This is a genomic window from Pandoraea thiooxydans (assembly GCF_001931675.1).
GTDB classification, from domain to species: Bacteria; Pseudomonadota; Gammaproteobacteria; order Burkholderiales; family Burkholderiaceae; genus Pandoraea; species Pandoraea thiooxydans.
In genome coordinates, this window is record NZ_CP014839.1 from 3,491,222 (window position 1) to 3,510,494 (window position 19,273).

At 64.6% G+C, this 19,273-nt stretch carries 16 protein-coding genes; 10 read left to right on the forward strand and 6 right to left on the reverse strand.

Annotated elements, in window-relative coordinates:
* Window positions 1-101: 101 nt before the first annotated feature.
* Window positions 102-641: a glycine cleavage system transcriptional repressor gene (locus PATSB16_RS15965; RefSeq protein WP_047215059.1), complete on the forward strand. Its 540-nt coding sequence runs from the start codon at window positions 102-104 to the stop codon at window positions 639-641.
* Here the strand turns inward: PATSB16_RS15965 and PATSB16_RS15970 are convergent.
* Window positions 628-5,547: an NAD-glutamate dehydrogenase gene (locus PATSB16_RS15970; RefSeq protein WP_047215060.1), complete on the reverse strand. Its 4,920-nt coding sequence runs from the start codon at window positions 5,545-5,547 to the stop codon at window positions 628-630. The two genes, PATSB16_RS15965 and PATSB16_RS15970, sit on opposite strands and share 14 nt — an antisense overlap.
* A gap of 430 nt (window positions 5,548-5,977) precedes the next feature.
* On the opposite strand from PATSB16_RS15970, the gene PATSB16_RS15975 reads away from it, so the two are divergent.
* The 9 genes from PATSB16_RS15975 to PATSB16_RS16010 all read left to right on the forward strand — a co-directional run bounded on the left by PATSB16_RS15975 (window position 5,978) and on the right by PATSB16_RS16010 (window position 12,541).
* The gene (locus PATSB16_RS15975; RefSeq protein ID WP_047215061.1) at window positions 5,978-7,318 is read left to right on the forward strand and encodes an acyclic terpene utilization AtuA family protein; all 1,341 of its coding nucleotides are present in this window, start codon (window positions 5,978-5,980) and stop codon (window positions 7,316-7,318) included.
* A gap of 196 nt (window positions 7,319-7,514) precedes the next feature.
* Window positions 7,515-8,573, forward strand: a complete 1,059-nt coding sequence (locus PATSB16_RS15980; RefSeq protein WP_047216322.1) for an IS110 family RNA-guided transposase — start codon at window positions 7,515-7,517, stop codon at window positions 8,571-8,573.
* Window positions 8,574-8,878: 305 nt separating this feature from the next.
* On the forward strand, window positions 8,879-9,196 hold the full coding sequence (locus PATSB16_RS15985; RefSeq protein WP_047215062.1) for an AtuA-related protein: 318 nt from the start codon (window positions 8,879-8,881) through the stop codon (window positions 9,194-9,196).
* A gap of 40 nt (window positions 9,197-9,236) precedes the next feature.
* On the forward strand, window positions 9,237-10,073 hold the full coding sequence (locus PATSB16_RS15990) for an aldo/keto reductase (protein WP_047215063.1): 837 nt from the start codon (window positions 9,237-9,239) through the stop codon (window positions 10,071-10,073).
* A gap of 501 nt (window positions 10,074-10,574) precedes the next feature.
* A complete protein-coding gene (locus PATSB16_RS21160) occupies window positions 10,575-10,859 on the forward strand; it encodes a hypothetical protein (RefSeq protein WP_072628670.1) in 285 nt (94 codons plus the stop codon).
* Window positions 10,840-11,058, forward strand: coding sequence for a ribbon-helix-helix protein, CopG family (locus tag PATSB16_RS16000; protein WP_047215064.1), 219 nt, complete (start codon window positions 10,840-10,842; stop codon window positions 11,056-11,058). Before PATSB16_RS21160 ends, PATSB16_RS16000 begins: the two co-directional genes overlap by 20 nt.
* A complete protein-coding gene (locus PATSB16_RS16005; RefSeq protein ID WP_047215065.1) occupies window positions 11,052-11,417 on the forward strand; it encodes a type II toxin-antitoxin system VapC family toxin in 366 nt (121 codons plus the stop codon). Before PATSB16_RS16000 ends, PATSB16_RS16005 begins: the two co-directional genes overlap by 7 nt.
* Window positions 11,418-11,867: 450 nt before the next feature.
* Window positions 11,868-12,209, forward strand: coding sequence for a hypothetical protein (locus tag PATSB16_RS21025; protein WP_047215066.1), 342 nt, complete (start codon window positions 11,868-11,870; stop codon window positions 12,207-12,209).
* On the forward strand, window positions 12,206-12,541 hold the full coding sequence (locus PATSB16_RS16010) for a transposase (protein ID WP_257786666.1): 336 nt from the start codon (window positions 12,206-12,208) through the stop codon (window positions 12,539-12,541). Before PATSB16_RS21025 ends, PATSB16_RS16010 begins: the two co-directional genes overlap by 4 nt.
* Window positions 12,542-12,617: 76 nt before the next feature.
* On the opposite strand, the gene ltrA is transcribed toward PATSB16_RS16010, so the two are convergent.
* The 5 genes from ltrA to PATSB16_RS16040 all read right to left on the reverse strand — a co-directional run bounded on the left by ltrA (window position 12,618) and on the right by PATSB16_RS16040 (window position 19,156).
* Window positions 12,618-13,985, reverse strand: coding sequence for a group II intron reverse transcriptase/maturase (gene ltrA, locus PATSB16_RS16015; RefSeq protein ID WP_047216333.1), 1,368 nt, complete (start codon window positions 13,983-13,985; stop codon window positions 12,618-12,620).
* Between the two features lie 481 nt (window positions 13,986-14,466).
* On the reverse strand, window positions 14,467-15,558 hold the full coding sequence (locus tag PATSB16_RS16025; protein WP_047215068.1) for a porin: 1,092 nt from the start codon (window positions 15,556-15,558) through the stop codon (window positions 14,467-14,469).
* The gene (locus PATSB16_RS16030) at window positions 15,558-16,286 is read right to left on the reverse strand and encodes a sulfite exporter TauE/SafE family protein (RefSeq protein WP_237170245.1); all 729 of its coding nucleotides are present in this window, start codon (window positions 16,284-16,286) and stop codon (window positions 15,558-15,560) included. The genes PATSB16_RS16025 and PATSB16_RS16030 overlap by 1 nt, the downstream gene beginning before the upstream one ends.
* On the reverse strand, window positions 16,283-17,722 hold the full coding sequence (locus PATSB16_RS16035) for an amidohydrolase family protein (protein WP_047216664.1): 1,440 nt from the start codon (window positions 17,720-17,722) through the stop codon (window positions 16,283-16,285). The genes PATSB16_RS16030 and PATSB16_RS16035 overlap by 4 nt, the downstream gene beginning before the upstream one ends.
* An 81-nt stretch (window positions 17,723-17,803) precedes the next feature.
* Window positions 17,804-19,156, reverse strand: coding sequence for a uracil-xanthine permease family protein (locus PATSB16_RS16040; protein ID WP_047215069.1), 1,353 nt, complete (start codon window positions 19,154-19,156; stop codon window positions 17,804-17,806).
* Between the last annotated feature and the right edge of the window lie 117 nt (window positions 19,157-19,273).

A 19,273-nucleotide genomic window follows, 5' to 3' on the forward strand; every position in this document is an offset into this window, starting at 1 on the left:
CAACAACGGCGGCAGCGCTGCCGCGGCGGCGGCTTGCACTACACTGGAGGCAACGCCGCGCCATACCGGCGCGGCATAGTCGCCAATTGAGGAGCCGCCCGATGACATCCTTGATCCTGAATATCGTCGGTCCCGACAAACCGGGGCTGGTCAGCGCCGTTTCCGAACAGGCCGCGGCGTTCGGCGCCAACTGGATGGAAAGCCGCATGATCAACCTGGCCGGGCAATTTGCCGGCATCGTGCATCTGCAAATCGAGCCGACGCAGGCCGATGCGCTGATCGCCGCCCTGCTGGCGCTGGACTCGCCCGAATTGCGCGTGTTCGTCACGCTCGGCGAGACCGCCCCGGCAGCGCCGGCGCGCCTGCTGGCGCTCGATCTGGTAGGCCAGGACCGGCCGGGCATCGTCAAGGAAATTTCGCGCCTGCTGGCCGAGCGCGGTGTCAGCATCGAGGAATTGAATACCGAGTGCGTCAGCGGCCCGCAAGCAGGCGGCACATTGTTTCGCGCCACCGCGCGCCTGCTGGTGCCGGCCGCGCTGGAAACCGATACGCTGCAGCGCGCGCTGGAGAGCCTGGCCGACGACCTGATGGTCGACGTGACGTTCGATCACGCCGCCCCGGACGTTCTCACGGCGAGTTGAGCGGCGGCTCGAAAGTCTCGATTTCGCCCAGCGCCTTCAGGGTCACCGACAGCATCGCCAGATCGGCGGGACCCGCCGCATGCTGGTCGGCCGCCAGGCGTCGGTAGCGCGCCAGCGGCTCTTCGCGCTGGCTGCGCCAGGCCTCGATCAGCACCAGCGCATCGTCGCCCTGCGGCGACAATCGCAACACCGAGCGCGTCAACCCTCGCTTGACCTGCGCCAGCGTCTCGAACAGCGCGGCGCGTGCCAGCATCTGCCAATGCGTGCGGGCCGGCAGCGAGGCAATGCCGTCGTGCAGCCACGCATAACCGAGCAACTGGTCGAGCGCGAAATAAACGCTCGCACTTACCCGCAAACTGCGCCCGCACGCCGCGGCGACCTCGGCGATGTCGAGCGTCGCGACCAGCGCCTCGGTACTGGCCAGCTGCAAAGCCAATGCATCCGGCACGCCCCCCTCGACCAGGGCCGACTGGCGCTGTGCCAGTGCCTGGGCCTCGTCCTCGACCAGCAGGCCGTCGAGCGCCGGTGCCAGGTCGGCGACCGCCGCGCCAAAGTCCTCGATCGCACGCGACGCCTGCGCGCCTCCCGCTTGATGATGCAGGAACCACAGGGTAGCGCGCTCGAGCAACAGGCTGGTATCGGCGAACATTGCCGCCTGCGCCTCGTGACCGACGCGGTCGTCCAGCGCGTCGATCGCCTGCCATACATCGTCCAGGCGAAACACCGCGCGGGCGATCAGGCTCGCGCGCACCACCTGGGCCGGCTCGGCGCCGGTCTCTTCGGTCATACGGTGCACGAAGGTCACGCCGGCGCGATTGACCAGTGCATTGGCCAGCATGGTCGCCAGTATTTCGCGCTGCAGCGGATGACGCGTCATCGCCTGGGCAAAGCGGCTGCGCAGCGGCTGCGGAAAGTACAGCGGCAAGTCCCGGGCCACGAACGGCGCTTCGAGCAAGTCCGATGCAAGCAACAGATCGGACAGCCACATCTTGCTGTAGGCCATCAGCACCGCGCGTTCGGGCGAAGTCAGTCCCTGTCCGCCTGCGCGGCGCCGCTCGATCTCTGCGTCGTCCGGCAGGAACTCGATGGCGCGGTTCAGGCGGCCCTCGCGCTCGAGCATCGCCATCAGGCGCGCCTCGGCGTCGAGCCAGGCGGGGGCGCGATCGCGCGCCAGCGACAGCGCGCGAGTCTGATAGTAGTTGTCACGCAGCACCAGCTCGCCCACTTCGTCGGCCATGCTCGCCAGCAACGCATTGCGCTGCTTGAGCGTCATTTCACCGTCGGCCACCACCAGCCCGAGAAGAATCTTGATGTTGACTTCGTGATCCGAACAATCGACACCGGCCGAATTGTCGATCGCATCGGTATTGATACGGCCGCCGCGCTGCGCGAACTCGATGCGGCCGAATTGCGTGCAGCCCAGATTGCCACCCTCGGCCACCACCTTGCAGCGCAAGTCCGCGCCGTCGACGCGCACCGCGTCGTTGGCGCGATCGCCGACCTGGGCGTGACTCTCGTACGATGCCTTGACGTAAGTGCCGATGCCGCCGTTATAGAACAGATCGACCGGCGCCCTGAGTATCGCGCGCATCAGATCGGCCGGTGCCAGTTCGGCCTCGCTCACCCCCAGCGCCGCACGCACCTGCGGCGACAGCACGATCGATTTGACGGTACGCGCGAACACGCCGCCGCCTGGCGAAATCGCCGCGCGATCGTAATCGTCCCAGCTCGAGCGCGGCAGCTTGAACAGGCGCTCGCGCTCGGCGAAGCTCACCTGCGGGTCGGGCGCGGGGTCGAGGAAGATATGCCGATGGTCGAACGCCGCCACCAGCCGAATATGACGCGAGAGCAGCATCGCATTGCCGAATACGTCGCCGGACATGTCGCCGATGCCCGCCACCGTGAAATCGGTTTGCTGGGTGTCCACGCCCATTTCTCGGAAATGCCGTTTGACGGATTCCCAGGCGCCGCGCGCGGTGATCCCCATTTTCTTGTGGTCGTAGCCGACCGAGCCGCCGGAGGCGAAGGCGTCGTCGAGCCAGAAACCGTATTCGGCGGAAATCGCGTTGGCATAGTCCGAGAAGGTGGCCGTGCCTTTGTCGGCAGCCACCACCAGATACGGGTCATCGGGATCGAAGCGCACCACGTCGGGCGGCGGCACCAGCCGGCCCTCGACCAGATTGTCGGTCAGATCGAGCAGGCCGCGCAGGAACGTCTGGTAGCACGCCACGCCCTCCTTCAGATACGCTTCGCGCTCGGCGGGTGCCTGCTTGACGACGAAGCCCCCCTTCGAGCCGACCGGCACGATCACGGTGTTCTTCACCATCTGCGCCTTGACCAGCCCGAGCACCTCGGTGCGGAAATCCTCGCGCCGGTCGGACCAGCGCAGGCCGCCGCGCGCGACCTTGCCGCCGCGCAGATGCACCCCTTCGACGCGCGGCGAGTACACCCAGATCTCGAACATGGGCTTCGGCTCGGGCAAGCCGGGGACGCGCGCCGGATCGAATTTGAGCGACAAGTACGGTTTGGGAGCATGCTGCGCCGCGCGCTGGAAATCGTTGGTGCGCAACGTCGCTTCGAGCACGCCCAGGAACTGCCGCAGGATACGGTCTTCATCGAGATTGGGCACGTCGTCCAGCGCCGCGGCAATCTGCTGCTGCAGGTCCTGCACGCGGGCCTCCCGCGCGGCGGCGTGGGTCTCGCCCATGGCCGGGTCAAAGCGCGCCTGGAACAGCGAAACCAGCAGCCTGGCAATCGCCGGATTACCGGTCAGGGCCCGCTCCATGTAAGCGTCGCTGAAGGTCGAGCCGATCTGCCGCATGTACCTCGCATAGGCACGCAGGATACGCACTTCCGGCCACTTCAGACCGGCCCGCAGCACCAGGCGGTTCAGGCCGTCGTTCTCTGCGTCGCCCGCCCAGATCCGCGCGAACGCCTCCTCGAACAGCGGCTTGATATGCGTCAGGTCGACCTCGGCGCCGTCCGCGCTTTGCATGCCGAAGTCGTGGATCCAGATTGGCTCGGCGTCGTGAGGCTCGATCCGGTAAGGGCGCTCCTCGTTGACCAGCACCCCCAGGTGCTCGAGCATCGGCAAGCTGCGCGACAGCGCGATCGGGCGCCCGACCTGGTAAATCTTGAAGCGCAACGTGCCGGGCGGCGCCTCGATCGGGCGGTACAAATGCATCGCCAATGCGCCGTCGCGCGCGCCCGCCTGGGACACGATCTGCTCCATCAGCTGGATGTCGTGCACCGCGCCGCGCGCGGCGTAATCCTCCCGAAAGCCCGCCGGGAAGGAGCCGCCATAGCGATGCAGCAGCCGATTGCCCTGCTCCTCGCCACAGCGCTCGAGCAGCGCATCGGCCAATTCGTCCTGCCAGCGCCGCGCGGCCTGCACGATGCGCGCCTCCAAGTCGCGCACGTCGACCTCCGGCACCTGGCCCGGCTCGGTACGCACGGTAATGTGAATGCGGGCGAGCATCGACTCCGAGAGCAGCGGCGTGAATTCGACGCCGCTGCCCTGATACGCCGTTTGCAGCAATTGCTGAATGCGCAGCCGCAGGTCGGTATTGAATTTCTCGCGCGGCACGAACACCAGGCACGAGACGAAGCGGTCGAAGCGGTCGCGCCGCACGAACAGGCGCGTGCGCTGCCGCTCCTGCAAGCGCAGGATGCCCATCGCAATCTCGAACAGCGTGTCGCTATCGATCTGAAACAGCTCGTCGCGCGGATACTGCTCCAGAATCGTCTGCAGCGACTTGGCCAGATGCCCCTTGGGCAAAAAGCCGGCGCGCTGAACGACGGCCGCCACCTTGCGCCTGACCAGCGGAATCTCGCCGGTCGGCTCCATATACGCGCTCGACGTGTAAAGGCCGAGAAAACGCCGCTCGCCGCACACCTTGCCGGCGGCATCGAACAGCTTCACCCCGACGTAATCGAGGTACCCGGGCCGGTGCACGGTCGCTCTGGAATTGGCCTTGGTCAGAAAAATCGGCGAGGCATCTTCGATCACCCTGACTGCTTCGGGCGCCAGCGCGGTGCGCTCGGCCGCGCCGGGCGCGCGCAACGCTTCGCGCAGAATGCCCAGGCCCGGCGACTGATCGGGCTGCAGATAATACGTGCCCTGCTCCGACACCAGTTGATAGTCCCGCTGACCAAGAAAGGTGAAATGATCGTCGATCATCCACGCCAGGAATGCCCGCGCCTCGGCGATTTCCTCGCCCTCGTCCGGTGCGCGGCCCGCCGCGCGCTCGCGTGCGCTCAGCGCCGCGACGGCCTGCTGCGCGGCGCTGCGCATCTGCGGCCAGTCCTCGACCGCCGCACGCACGTCGCCCAGGACCTTGGCGATACCGGCATGCAGCGCCTGCAGGCGCGCAGCCTCGGTACAGCGATCGACCTCGAGGTGAATGTAGGACTCCAGCCGGCCGGCGTCAGCCGGCGCGCCGCCCGAAGCCTCCTCCCGATTGGGCGTGCTGCTTGGCGCCGCGCGCCGGCGCTGGCCGTCGACATCGCGCCAGACACGAAACACCGGGTGGAACGCGGAATGCAGCGCCAGGCCCAGCCGATTGATTTCGGTGGTTACGGAATCCACCAGGAACGGCATATCGTCGTTGACGATCTCGACCACGGTATGTTCGCAATACCAGCCGGATTGCTCGACGTCCGGGTTATAGACGCGGATACGCGCGTTGCCGGACGGAAAGGTCTGCGCCAGTTGCCAGTGCGCCATCGCGGCGCCATAGAGATCCGGCACGGCGCGGCTCATCACGTCGTCCGCGTCGGCCTGGCTGAAATAATGGCGCAAAAAGGCTTCAAACGCGGCCGGCGCCGCGCCGTCGCGCTCACGGGCAAAAGCCGCCGCCTCCTCGAGCCGCTGCGCTACTTTGTCTTCTGATCGTGCTGGTTTCATGCCGGCTCCCGATCTCACGCGTGCCGGACAGTGCGGTGCCATCCGGATCGAATCATGAGCCCCCTGCCCCGTCGATCCTACTCCCCGCATCGTGACGGCGCAATGCGCGCCGCACGCGCCATGCCCATTCGCCGCCGCCGGTTTTCGGATTTGCCTTATGGTCAGGCGACGAACAGCGCCCGACAATGACCCGTCAATTCGCGAAACCTCCTTGGTGGTGCATTGCACAGGATCACCGCCAACTTCGCCCGCAACCGACTTCCCCTCGGTTGCGGGCTTTTTTTTATTCCGGCACTCGGCGCTATACTCCCACGCAGTCACGCGCGCCGATCCGACTGAGCGTCACCACCGTTCCTTGCCTGCGGTCCTTCGGATGCGGCGCGGCGAATCCGCGCCCGCGACGCCCGGATTCAATTCGCCTGGAGTCTGCATGCAAACTATTCGAATCGGCGGCGGCGCCGGTTACTCAGGAGACCGCATTGAACCTGCGATCGAGCTGGCCGAACATGGCCGGCTCGATTACCTGATGTTCGAATGCCTGGCCGAACGCACCATCGCGCTGGCCCAGCAAGCCAAATTGAAAGACCCGGGCCAGGGTTACGATCCGCTGCTGGCCGAGCGCATGCGTGCCGTGCTGCGCCCATGCCATGCCAATCGCGTCAAGATCGTCACCAACATGGGCGCGGCCAATCCGCTGGCAGCCGCCGCGCTGGTGCGGGATATTGCGCGCGAACTCGGTTTGCCGCGCCTGAAGATCGCCGCCATCACCGGCGACGACGTACTGGCCGCACTGCGCGCCGGCAGCTTCGTGCTGCACGACAGCGGCGCGCCCGTGAGTTCGCTGGGCGAGCGCATCGTCTCGGCCAACGCCTACCTCGGCGCCCAGCCGATCGCCGAGGCGCTCCGCGCCGGCGCCGACGTGGTCATCACCGGGCGTGTGGCCGACCCCGCGCTGGCACTGGGCCCGCTGATCCACGCCTTCGGCTGGCCGATGGACGACTGGCGCCTGATGGGGGCCGGCACGCTGGCCGGGCATTTGCTCGAGTGCGCCGGCCAGGTCACCGGCGGATACTTCGCCGATCCCGGCAAGAAGGACGTCGCCGGCCTCGCGCGGCTGGGTTTTCCGATTGCCGAGATCGCGCGCGACGGCACCTTCGAGCTCACCAAGGTCGCGGGCTCGGGCGGCATGGTCACCGAGGCAACCTGCAAGGAGCAACTGCTCTACGAAATTCACGACCCCACCCGCTACCTGACACCGGACGTGGTGGCTGACTTTTCTCGCGTCACCGTGCGTCAGGCCGGCCCCGACCGCGTGGCAATCGCAGGCGGCGGCGGCAGCCCCCGGCCGGACACGCTCAAGGTATCGGTCGGCTACCTCGACAGCTACATCGGCGAAGGCCAGATTTCCTACGCGGGGCCGAACGCCGTCGCACGCGGCAGGCTGGCGCTGGAAATCGTCGCCGAACGTCTCGCGCTGATCGGCGTGCGTCATACGGAAATGCGCGCCGAGCTGATCGGCGTCGATGCGCTGCATGGCGCGGCGCTCTCGCGCAGCGGGGGCGAGCCCTACGAGGTACGCGCCCGCGTGGCCGCTCGCACCGACTCGCTGCGCGATGCGGTACGCATCGGCAATGAGGTCGAGGCCCTGTTGACCTGCGGGCCGGCGGGCGGCGGCGGCGCATTCAAGGCCGCGCGCGAGGTCATCGCGGTACAGTCGACCCTGATTCCGCGCGAGCTCGCCAAGCCTGCGATCGACTTTCTGGAGATGTAATGGATGCCTCCCTCCCTACGGGGATTGAAACTGGGACTGGAGTACGGAGATGAAGAACGTGGCTGTTCTGTGGAGTTGTCTTGCGGCGATCGCAAGGTGGACCCTCGAATGGATACGGCATCAAGGTGCCCAGGGTGTGATAGACCGAGGTCTTCACAAACACCATCGAGGGTCCGACATGAATCGTAAAGCAAGCATGGGAGCTGGGCAAATCATCGGCTTGATCGACGGCCAGCAGGTCTTTGGGGTGGACATTGCCAAGAGCGTTTTCCAGCTACACACGGTGGACATGGACACTGGCGAAATCATTAACCAGCAGATCAAGCGTGCGAAGGTGCTGGAGTATTTCGCAAACCGTCAGTCCTGCTTGATCGGCATTGAGGCGTGCGGTGGTGCGCACTACTGGGCACGCAAGTTCAAGGCGCTGGGTCACAGCGTACGACTCATCCACGCCAAGGCAGTAAGGCCGTTTGTCTGCGGCAACAAGACCGACGCGACGGACGCACGTGCGATCTGGCTGGCTATTCAGCAACCTGGAACGAAGTTCGTGGGCATGAAGACGTTGGAGCAGCAGGCGACGCTGACGCTGCACCGCCAGAGAGAGCTGCTCATGAAGATGAAAATCATGCAGATGAACTCACTGCGAGGCCTGCTCTATGAGTTCGGCACGATCTTCGCCAAGGGAGCGAGGGCCCTGCTCAGTGAGATGGAGACGGCGCTTGAATCGTTGGCCAAGGACATCCCGCAGTACGTAGCTGACAGCCTGCGAGAGCAAACTCAACGGATCAAGCAAACCGAAGCCGACATTAGGGCGATCGAACAGCGGCTGGCGCAGCGCCTGCGTGAGAACGTTGACATGAAGCGCGTGGCCGAGATTCCGGGCGTGGGTCTGCTCACCGCGACGGCAGCGATCGCCACGATGGGCGAGGCTCGCGCCTTTAAGTCCGCCCGCGAATTCTGCGCGTGGCTGGGCTTGGTGCCAAAGCAACGCGGCACAGGGGGCAAGGTCAATCTGCTGGGCATCTCCAAGCGAGGAGACACCTATTTGCGCACGTTGCTGATTCACGGGGCGCGGTCGGTACTCACGAACGCCAAGGAGCCGGGACCATGGCTTGAACAGATCAAGGTGCGGCGCCCAGCGAACGTGGTCATCGTGGCACAAGCCGCGAAGATGGCACGCACGATCTGGGCCATCACCGCCAAGCAGCAAGAGTACCAACGGGGTTACCAGAGCACCAAGCCGCTTGCGGCCTAACTCGGTAACCAATCATCCATCACCTTTAGAAGGATATGGTGAGCCTTTGAAGGCGCACAGGCAGCACGAAGCGAAGTGATGTGAAACAGGTCAGACCGGGACGAGCTAAACCTGAATGTCATTCCGGACTTCAACAGTCCGTTTTGGAGATGAGGTGTTCGTCAGCGGATTACATCGGGGCCAGTGGCCGAGCGGGGCAACCCATCGATCCACACACTAGGCCGGATACAAGGCAGCAGCCGACTTCTTCACAACACGATGCGGGTTACTACCTATCGCCGGGAGGCATCCATACAAGTTATGACATGCGACTGCACGATATCGCTCATGCGCGGGCCGGCGACAAAGGCGACATTTCCTGCATCTCGGTAATCGCCTACCGCGCCGAAGACTACCCGTGGCTGGAGCAGCATCTGAGCGCCGAGCGGGTACGCACCCACCTGGCCGGCCTGGTGGCGGGCAAGGTGGTGCGCTACGCGCTGCCCGGCATCGGCGCCCTGAACTTCGTGCTCGAGCGCGCGCTGGCCGGCGGCGTCACGCGCTCGCTGGCGCTCGATGCGCACGGCAAGTCGTACAGTTTTGCCTTGCTGTCGATCGAACTGCCCGAGCGTGAGAGTGCGTGATGCGTTGCGCGCCGAGCCAAACCCATCGCTGGAGATTGCCATGAAACCATCTATTGTGTTGCCGGACGGCACTGCCGTGCCGGCACTCGGCCAGGGCACCTGGACGCTCGGCGAGCGCTCCGCGCGCCGCGCCACCGAGATCGACGCATTGCGCCTGGGCGTGTCGCTCGGCATGACGCTGATCGACACCGCCGAGATGTACGGCGAGGGCAAGACCGAGGAGCTCGTCGGCGAGGCACTCGACGGACTGCGCGACGAAGTCTTCCTGGTCAGCAAGGTGTATCCGTTCAACGCCAGTCGCAAAGGGGTGATCCAGGCCTGCGAGCGCAGCCTCGAGCGCCTGCGCACCGACCGCATCGACCTGTACTTGCTGCACTGGCGCGGCGAAGAACCGTTGGCGCAAACCGTCGCCGGCTTCGAGGCGTTGCAGCAGGCCGGCAAGATCCGCTACTGGGGCGTGAGCAACTTCGATACCGACGACATGCAAGAACTGTTCGCGACGCCGGGCGGCGCGCGGTGCGCCACCAACCAGGTGCTCTACAACCTGAGCCGGCGCGGGCCGGAATTCGATCTGCTGCCGTGGCAACGCGAACATCGCATGCCCATCATGGCCTATAGCCCGCTCGAACAGTCCCGCCTGCCGGCGCGCGGCGCGCTCGCATCGATTGCCGACGCGCACGGTTGCACGGCCATGCAAGTCGCGCTGGCCTGGGTGCTGTCGCGCCCGGGTGTCATCGCGATCCCCAAGGCGGGCCGACCCGAGCATGTGCGCGAGAACGCGGGCGCAGGCGACATCGTTCTGAGCGCCGAAGAACTGCAGGCGCTCGACCAGGCGTTCGCACCGCCCAAGCGCAAGCGCCCGCTCGAGATGCTGTAGCCAAGGACGCACGGCAATCCAGACGCCTGACTGAACATCGTATTTCGCGGTTGATTTCAGGGCGCTGCGGTACATCACGAAATCGTATTGTGCGATGGATGATGAGCGTCTGGTGCCGAGTGCCGGGTGGTTGTGTCCGTTCTTCCGAGGAAACGAGGCGTCACGCGGGTTACGCTGGACAGGAGCGCCAAGCGCTTTTTCTCTCGCACGTGAAGGCCGTTGAAGCGTTTGATCGCTATGTCGAGTGGCGATACCGCCATGGGCATGGCGTGTCGCTGGATCGCCGCGAGTACCATGGTCTGATGCCGCGCTCAAGGCTCCTCTTGACCCAGACGGGTGGACCGTTCGAGCTGAGTCTGACGCGTCGTGCCAGCCTTGCTGGCGAGCCTAGGGATATTGGGCCGCCGATAGTCTGCAAAGCTACGTCACCGGTCTGTATCGGGCCGCAGGGCCAGGCAGGAGTACAGCAGTCATTCCGGGCGGAGGACGTTCGCAACCCGGTTGGTCGCCAACGGGCATTCGCTCGAAACCGTACAGATTCTATTGGGGCATGCCCACCTCGATCACGTGGCCGCGTATCTGGACGTGTCGGAGCAGGAGCAGCCGATGCGATCGCCGGGATCGGCCTCGGGGAATGAGGTAGGACCGAGCGATGATTTAGGGGTGACACTACGAATGCTCGCAGCCAATAACTGTGGCAAGGATAACCTTGCATCTCGCTGCAATGCGATATACGATATATATATCATGAAATTGGGGTGTGACAATGAGCCGAATCTTGGTTGATCTGCCTGATTCGCAGATCGAGGAGTTGGCGGTGATTGTGGAGTCGGAGCAACGCCCTCGAGCGGCCGTTATCCGTGACGCCATCGAGGCATACATCGCGCAACGCAAACGCACGCTTGGTACCGATGTATTCGGATTGTGGAAGAGCAAAAAGGTCGATGGCCTGACATACCAGCAGGAGCTTCGCTCGGAATGGTAAAAGCGCTGTTTGACACGAATGTTCTCATCGACTACCTCGGCGGTATAAGCGCTGCAAAGAAGGAGTTGGGGCGCTACGAATATCGTGCCATCAGCACGATTACGTGGATGGAAGTTCTTGTTGGTGCTTCCACCGAGGAAGAGAAAGCCATTCGATCGTGGCTCGGCTCATTCGACGTTATTGCAGTTGACAGTGCCATAGCAAATCGCGCGGTTGAAATCCGCAAGGCAAGGCGAGTTCGTCTTCCTGACGCCATCATTTGGGCAACGGCGCAAGTGCATTCGCTGTTGCTCGTTTCGCGCAATACAAAGGATTTTCCGGCTGACGAACCAGGCGTTCGAGTCCCATACAAAGTGTAGGAAACAAGGGAAACATGAAACGGCGAGATCTCTTTGACAGCGCAGGGAATGTGCTCTTGCCGAAAGTGCCCGTTAATATGGACGATGTCGATCCTGATGATCGGGACGAGCTTGCAGGCATGCGTCGCGGTCTGATGTGCGCAACCGAAGCGCTGGAGCTGCGTCGCGGGCCTCGCGCACGGCCTGTTTGACCAAGACGGTTCGGTCATCGTGCATTTCAGCAACCTCGAAAGCGCTACGCGGTTCAAAAACTGCCTGGGCTACTACTTCGATGACGCGGTCCTGACCGGGATGAAGGTGAAGCGCTTGGACCGGGCAGCAAGTTAAGCAACGGAAAACGCGGCGCTGCCGATCATGGAGGTCAGTGCGAGGCCCTTGAAGTCAAAGTAGAAGGGCATCTGGCGCAAGTGCGCCCCGAACGCTAGCCGGTAGCTGGCCGGAGCATGCATCATGACCGACGAGGAAGCGCTTACAACGCTGATCGATAGCGCGCTCAAAACAATCGAAGGCAATCAAGGAATCAAGCGAGCCGCCGAATCCCTGCACCAGCAGTGTGCGTCCGGTCGCTTCAACACCGAGCGCGCAACCGAGGTGTTCAAGATCGCCGTCGACAATGCTGTCTGGGAGATGATCAAGGATCGCCCAGTGCGCTCGTCGATGTACCGCGATTACCGGAAAAGCGGTCTCGGGGTCGTGTATGCGCGGCAGTTGACGGAAGAGTTCAAGGACCACAGCGGTGCGCGGGATCAGCGGCCACCCCGAAGGTTTCTCAGATTTCTTCTCGGTGCCTGAGTGCAGGCTTAACAGGAAAACAGGGTTGCAACCAGGTGCAGTACGTGGCGATGGACATTTGGCGGCCCTACCGCGGCGCCACGCGCGCCGTACTACCGCAGGCGGCCATCGTCATCGACAAGTTCCACGTCGTGCGAATGGCGAATGAAACCGTTGAATCGGCCCGCAAGGCGATCCGCGCCGACCTGACGACCAACCAGCGTCGCGGGCTGATGCACAACCGCTTTGTCCTGCTCAAACGCGAACGCGATAACAACACTGGCACGGCTGATAGAGGAAGACGAAATCCGACTCGTTTCAACCACGAAATACGGATGCTCAAATCGGCATAGGGGGTAGCCAATAGGCTACACCCCTGCCACACCACCCGGCATGCGGGTCCGCACCGGGCGGTTCGAGAAGTTGAGGTCAAGAGAGTCGGGGCACACCCAGGCTGTCGAAATAGGCAATGGTGAGCACACGATTCAGAGCCAGTCCGCTGTTTCGCCACCAGCAACGGCTGTTCGCCGCGACTCGTCGCGCAATTTCGGTGCTGGCCCCTAGCGCGCTCAATTCCCGGTAGATGGTCGGGCCGCGTTTCCACTGTTTGAGCTGAATGGCCCGTAACCGGTGACGAAGCCATTCGTCCAGCGTTAGCCAGACCCTCGGCGTTTGCGCCAACCGGTAATAAGCCCTCCAACCCAATAGGTAGGAGCGCAGTCTTTGCGCTACTTCCAACATGCTGCGCCCGCCACCGCGGCGGGTCAGCTCCCGAATGCGTTGCTTGAACGTTGCAAGTGCTTTGGTGGCCACTTTACGCTTGATCGCGCCACCCGCTGCCACCCAGAAGCTGTAGCCCAGGAATTTGCGACCGAACACACTCGCCACCGCGCTCTTGGTCTCGTTGACCCTCAAACGCAGCCGCCCGTACAGCTTTCGCAGCAGCGCCATCACCCGTTCGCCCGCCCGGCGTGAGCGAACGTACACGTTCGCATCATCCGCGTAGCGAACGAAGCAATGGCCTCGCCGTTCCAATTCCTTATCCACCTCGTCCAGCAGCACGTTTGCCAGCAGCGGCGAGAGCGGTCCGCCTTGCGGCGTACCCTCATAGCGCTCCTGCACCACGCCATGGCTCATCATTCCCGCGTTCAAGTAGGCTCGGATCAGCCCGATTACGCCAGCATCGCCGATACGCTTCTGTAGGCGGTCGATAAGAATGTCGTGATTGACCCGGTCGAAGAACTTTTCCAAGTCCACGTCCACGACCACCCGGCGGCCCGACTGCACGTACGATTGTGCGGCTAACACCGCGTCGTGCGCGCGCCGGCCCGGTCGGAAACCGTAGCTGTGCTCGCTGAATGTGGGATCGAGAATCGGTTGCAGTACTTGCAGCAACGCCTGTTGGATCAGCCGATCCGTCACCGTCGGGATGCCTAGCTCGCGCTCGCCTCCGTCCGGCTTCGGGATCGTCACCCGTCGTACCGGTTTTGGCCGGTACGTCCCCCGCAACAGTTCTTCTCGTATCGCAGGCCACGCCGTCACCAGATGTCGCGCAGTCCGGTCAATGTCCAGACCGTCAACTCCCGGCGCACCCTTATTGGCCCGCACCCGTTTGAACGCCTGCCGCAGGTTCTCTCTTGTCAAGGCCGCATCTAGCAGCGCTGACCCTGTGTTCTTCGCTTCACGCCGCGAGCCGCAGGCTTCGTCACTCACGGCTTCTCGCGCAGCTTCACCGCGCGCCGCCACCGCTCGCCCCGCTTGCGCCGGCATCTGACGCCTGGCCTGTTGCGTCGGCATGTCGTCGAACACTCCTTCTCGTTCGGCCCTTCGCCACTAGCTTCAGTCTCGCCGACCTATCCCGTGACTACTACGGCCTCTGCTGACGCCTCGCTCCGATTCGACACCGTTGCCCTTTCAGGCATGAGGCGAGGACTCCCCAGGTAAGAGCGCACTCCTTCATCGCACAACCGCTGCATTTACGCTGCTTCGCCTTGGTCACGAGAGCTTCGCGGTTTCATGCCCGCTCGCCCTGCTAGGCAGCGCCTTCTATGCAGTTCTTGTTCATCGGCTCGCGATTTACGATCCACGCTTCCTCCCCACACTCGGTCGCCCTCATGCAGTTGCGCTTCGCTTCATTCGCTGTGACCAGCTTGTGGCGGGACTTACACCCGCAGGAGTGCGCCCATGCTGGGCGCACATAAAAAAGACCTTCGCATCACGAAGGTCTAGCGGTGCCGGCAATCGCGCGGGCGGCAAGCGGCACCGGAGGAGCCGTTTTTCAGAACGAGTGGTGAATACCGCTGAGCACGACCGTCTGGTTCGCCCCGGAGGCAGGGCCGATGCCGGTGATGTCGGCAACCGCATTGGCCGAGGCGCGTTCATAGAGAACGCTCGCATAGAACTGCGTGCGTTTGGAAAACGCGTAGACGTCCTGCACGCTGAGTTGGGTCCAGCGCTTGCCTGCGAAATGCGTCGACGACACGCCGGCGCCGAGCGTATCGGCCGGCGTGAGCTGATAGTTGGCGCCGCCGTCGAGCGCGACATAGCTGCTGCGCTGGTGGTTGGCCGAAATCCGCACGTCGGTCGCCAGCGCGTGAAAAGTCCAGCGGCCCCACAGGTACGCGGCGCCGGCGCCGGCGATTTTGACGTTGTCCGCCACGAACAGACTGCCCGGCGCGAGTGCCTGGCCGGCGAACTCGGTCAAGCCCAATCCGCCCGCCAGATTCAGCGGCCGGTCGTTGTAATTTGAGTAGGTCGCCGCCGCCCTGAGCGGGCCGCTCGCATACTTCGCCGCAAGGCTGTAGCCGGCTGTGGTGTTGGCGCCTGCCCGGTTGCTGAAGCTATACATTGCGCCAAGCGTCAAGCCGCCAAGATTCGGACTGCGATATTTGACGGCGTTCGATACCTCGACCGGTACCGTGTTGGCCAGGCCATCGATATTGCCCGGGTGGAACACCGAAAAATTGCCGATGATCTGCGCCGAGGAAAGCCGCCCCAGCCACTCGAAATTCCAGTCGGTCTGACGCCCGAGCGTGAGGGTGCCGAGCCGCGCATCGGCCAGACCGACAAACGCTTCCCGGTTGAACAGCACACCGGCGCTGGCCAGATTGCCGGTGATCGTCGAAAAGCCCGATTCCAGCCTGAACAGCGCCCGACGCCCGCCGCCAAGATCCTCCGAGCCGCGCAGGCCCCAGTGATCGGCCCGATAAGTGCCCTGCTCGGCGATGAACGCCGAGTTGCCGCGCAGGTTGCTGACATACCCGACGCCCGCATCCAGACTGCCATACAGCGTGACATTGCTTTGCGCCAGCGCCAGTGCCGGCAAGGCCAGCCCCGACAACACCAGTGACGACACCATCGTTCGCTTCATTACATGCTCCCCGAAAACAAGGTTTGGATAAGAATCAGAACGCCCGAGATCAATGCGAAACCCAGCACGCACGAGCGCATCACGCGGTCGTCGAGCCGGTGCCGCGCAAAGCGGCTTGCCATCACGCCCACGACCATCGCCGGTATCAACGTGATGGCCTGCAGCGCAAGGTGGGCGGTGACCCGGCCGGAGGCAGACAGCAACCCCAGCGAGATGACTTCTCCCACCGCGAAACACAGCGCAATGGTCGAGCGCAGCGCGGGTCCCGGGTGATACTGGTAGACCAGCGCGAGCGGCGGCCCGCCGATGCCGGTCGCGGTCTCCGTCACCCCGGTGATCAGGCCCGCAGTCATGAAAGCCTTGCGCCCCGGCGTGAAGGCCGGTGCATAAATCGTCGCCAGCGCGGCGAGAATGGTCGCCACGCCGATCAGCAAACTGAGGTCGTGCGCCGAGATGCGCGTGATGATCCAGACGCCGCCGAACGCACCGATGACCCGGCCGGCCGTCACCCAGGTTGCTCCGCCTCGATCGAGTTCGGGATGCTCTCGCCAGCAGACGTAGGCGTTGAGCGGCAGCATCAGAATGAGGACCGTCACCGGCAGCCACTGCGGTGCCAGCAAGCCGATCACCGGTGCCACGATCAACCCGAAACCGACCCCGACCGAGCCTTGTACGAAGGCGGCCACGAGCACCACCAGCGACATCGGCAACAGCAATATCCAGTTCACGGCCGCACCTCCTGCGCCGCCGGCAGCAGCGTCGCCCAATCCGCTGCCGGCGATGCACCGTGGATTTTCTGGATCGGCGCTTGCGCGACCACCGCGCGCGCCGCCTCGGCGGCCTCGGCCATCAGCGCCGCGCCGTCCCAGTCGAGCGGCCATCCCTGCCACAGGCGCAGGTCGCCCGCGACGAACACCGCTTCGATCTGCGAGCGATTGGCCAGCCGCACCAGTTCCCACGACAGATCCCACGACGGCAGCATCTCGGGCACGTCCAGATCGACCAACAGGAAATCGGCGTAGTGCCCCGGCGCGATCCTGCCGACCCTCTCGCCCAGCCCGGCCGCTTGCGCGCTACCGGCCGTGGCCAGCGCCAGCCACAGCGCGCCGCCACCGCACGACGAATCACCCGCCGCTAGACCGTAGCTCAGACGCTGTGCGGCTTCGGCCGCGTCCATCAGGCGAAACGCGTCACTGCGCGTGCCGTCGGTGCCCAGGCCAAGACGGATGCCCAGCGCGCTCATCTGCAGCGCCGGGGCCACCGCATTGCCCTTCCACTGGCTGGCCACCGGGTTGTAGCTGACCGCCGCGCCACTGTCGCGCAGCAAATTCAGCTCGCCTGGCGTCACCAGGCTAGCGTGCGCCAGCAGCGTTTGCGGGCCGAGCGCACCGACCTGCGCGAGCAGCTCGAGCGGGCGCAGGCGGCGCTGCACCAGCGAACGCTCGACCGAAGCCAGGTGCTCGTTGATATGCGTCTGGAACATCGCGCCCGCTTCGCGGCACAGTGCCGCCACCGCATGCAGCGTGCCGTCGGCAGCAGCCTCCGGCACCGAGATCGCCAGCGACGGCCGCACCAGCGCGTCGCTCGCCCAGCGCGCCAGATGCGCATCCGCGGCGGCCATCACGGCATCGCGCGGCCGCTGCGGCTGTCCGTCGGCGAGATCATTGCAAATCAGGCCGAGCACGCAACGCAGGCCCACCTCGTGGCATGCGGCGGCAATCGCGCTCACGCTGCCCGGCGATCGCGTGCCGGCGTCGCAAACCGTCGTGAAGCCGCCCCGCAGTGCTTCCCATGCCGCCAGCTTGCTCGACAGTGCCAGCATCCTTTCATCCAGGCAGTGCTCCATCGGGACCCAGATGCGGCGGTAGATCTCCGAAGGCTCGCCAAATGCCAGCGCCTTGCCGAACGATTGCGTCAGATGGTGGTGCGCATCGACGAAGCCCGGCATCATCAGCCGCCCGGGCAGGCGCCGGGCATGCAGCCCCGGATGCGCGGCGGCGACCTCGGCGGCCGGACCGACGGCATGGAATTTGCCGCCGCTGACGACCACCGCGTGCTCGCGCACGGGCCCGTCGGGCAATAGCAGCCATTCGGGCAACAGCAGCATTTCAGGCGCGCGCAAACTGTCCGGTGCGCCATTCTTGGTTGGTATCGATAAGTGCATGAAAGCGTTCCCGCGTGTGTCGAACTCATTGCGCCGGCCGAGCGCTTGCGCCGGCGGCATCGTGAGGCGTATTGCGATGGATTACGAAGCTTTTTTCGCCTCGCTCGCCAAGGAAGGACTCGCGGCGCGATAACGCCGCAAGTGATGAAACAGGATATTCACCAGAACCGCGGTCATCGCGCCCATGGCCAGGCCGTTGCCCAGCACGACCTGCAGGCTCGAGGGGAATTTCGAATAAAGCCCGGGCACCAGGATCGGCAGCAGCCCCATCGTCAGCGCCGCGGCGAGGATGTACATATTGGCGTGCTCGCGCAGCTCGACGCCGCGCAACAGATTGACCCCCATCACGCCGATGATCGCGAACACGATCAGGGCGGTACCGCCAACCACCGGCGCCGGGATCGCGCTGGCCAGGCGCGCCAGCGGCGCGCACAGGGCGATGATGACGAGGAACACGCCGGCGGCCGCCGTGACGTAGCGCGAGCGCACGCCGGTGGCTTGCACGATGCCGATGTTCTCGCTGCTGGTGATGATCAGCGAGGTGCCGAAGATCCCGCCCAGCAACGACATCAGGGCGTCGCCGCGAATCGTGCGCGGCACCTGGTCGCGTATGTCGATTTCCTTACCGACGACTTCGGCAATCGCCACCGTCTGGCCGGTGGCCTCGGCCATCGAGATCACGCTGAAGATCAGCAGCGGCACGGTCGCGGCCAGATTGAAATGCGGCCAGCCGAACGGCAGCGGCCTGGGCAGGCTGAGCAATGCCCCGTGCGCCACGCCACCCAGCGGCATGACGCCGAGCACCGCACTGAGCACGGCGCCCGCGAGCAAGCCGAGCAACACCGCCAATTGCCCGCCGATGCCGCGCAGAATCTTCGCAAAGCCCACGGTAAAGGCAATCGTCGCGACCGCCAGGCCGATATTCAACGGCTCGGCGAAGCCGGGCGTGCCGACCCGCCCGACGATGATCGAGCCATAGATCTTGATCAGATTGACCGCCACCAGGATCAGCATGGTGCCGATCACCACGCGCGGGAAAAACTTCAGGCAACGGGCAAACACCGGCAGCACCGCGAAATAGAACAGGCTGGTCAGAATGACCGCGCCCGCCGCGGTCGGCAGATCGGTCTGCCGCGCAATCAGCACGAACATGATGACCGGCGCGCCGCCCGGCACCATCACGAACGGCAGGCGCGCGCCGAACTTCCCGACGCCGAACGACTGCAGCAGCGTTCCGAGACCACACACCAGGAAAGTCGCGCCGATCAGGTTGACGATCAGCGTCTCGGGCAAGCCCAGCGCCTTGGCCACCAGGAATACCGATGTGATCGGCGAGGCCGCCACTACCAGCACGTGCTGCAATCCGAGCAGCGCCAGCCGGGTCCAGGGCAGCCGTTCATCGACCGGATCGGCCGTCGTTTTTTCATTTGTCATGCTTGTGTCTCCATGGCGCTCCGGCGCCGGTCTGCATTGCCGCGCCTGGCCGCCCTCAGCGGGTTCGGTGCGTTGCGCTGCCCTCCTGGTCGCGCAACCCCAAAACGATTTGGGATG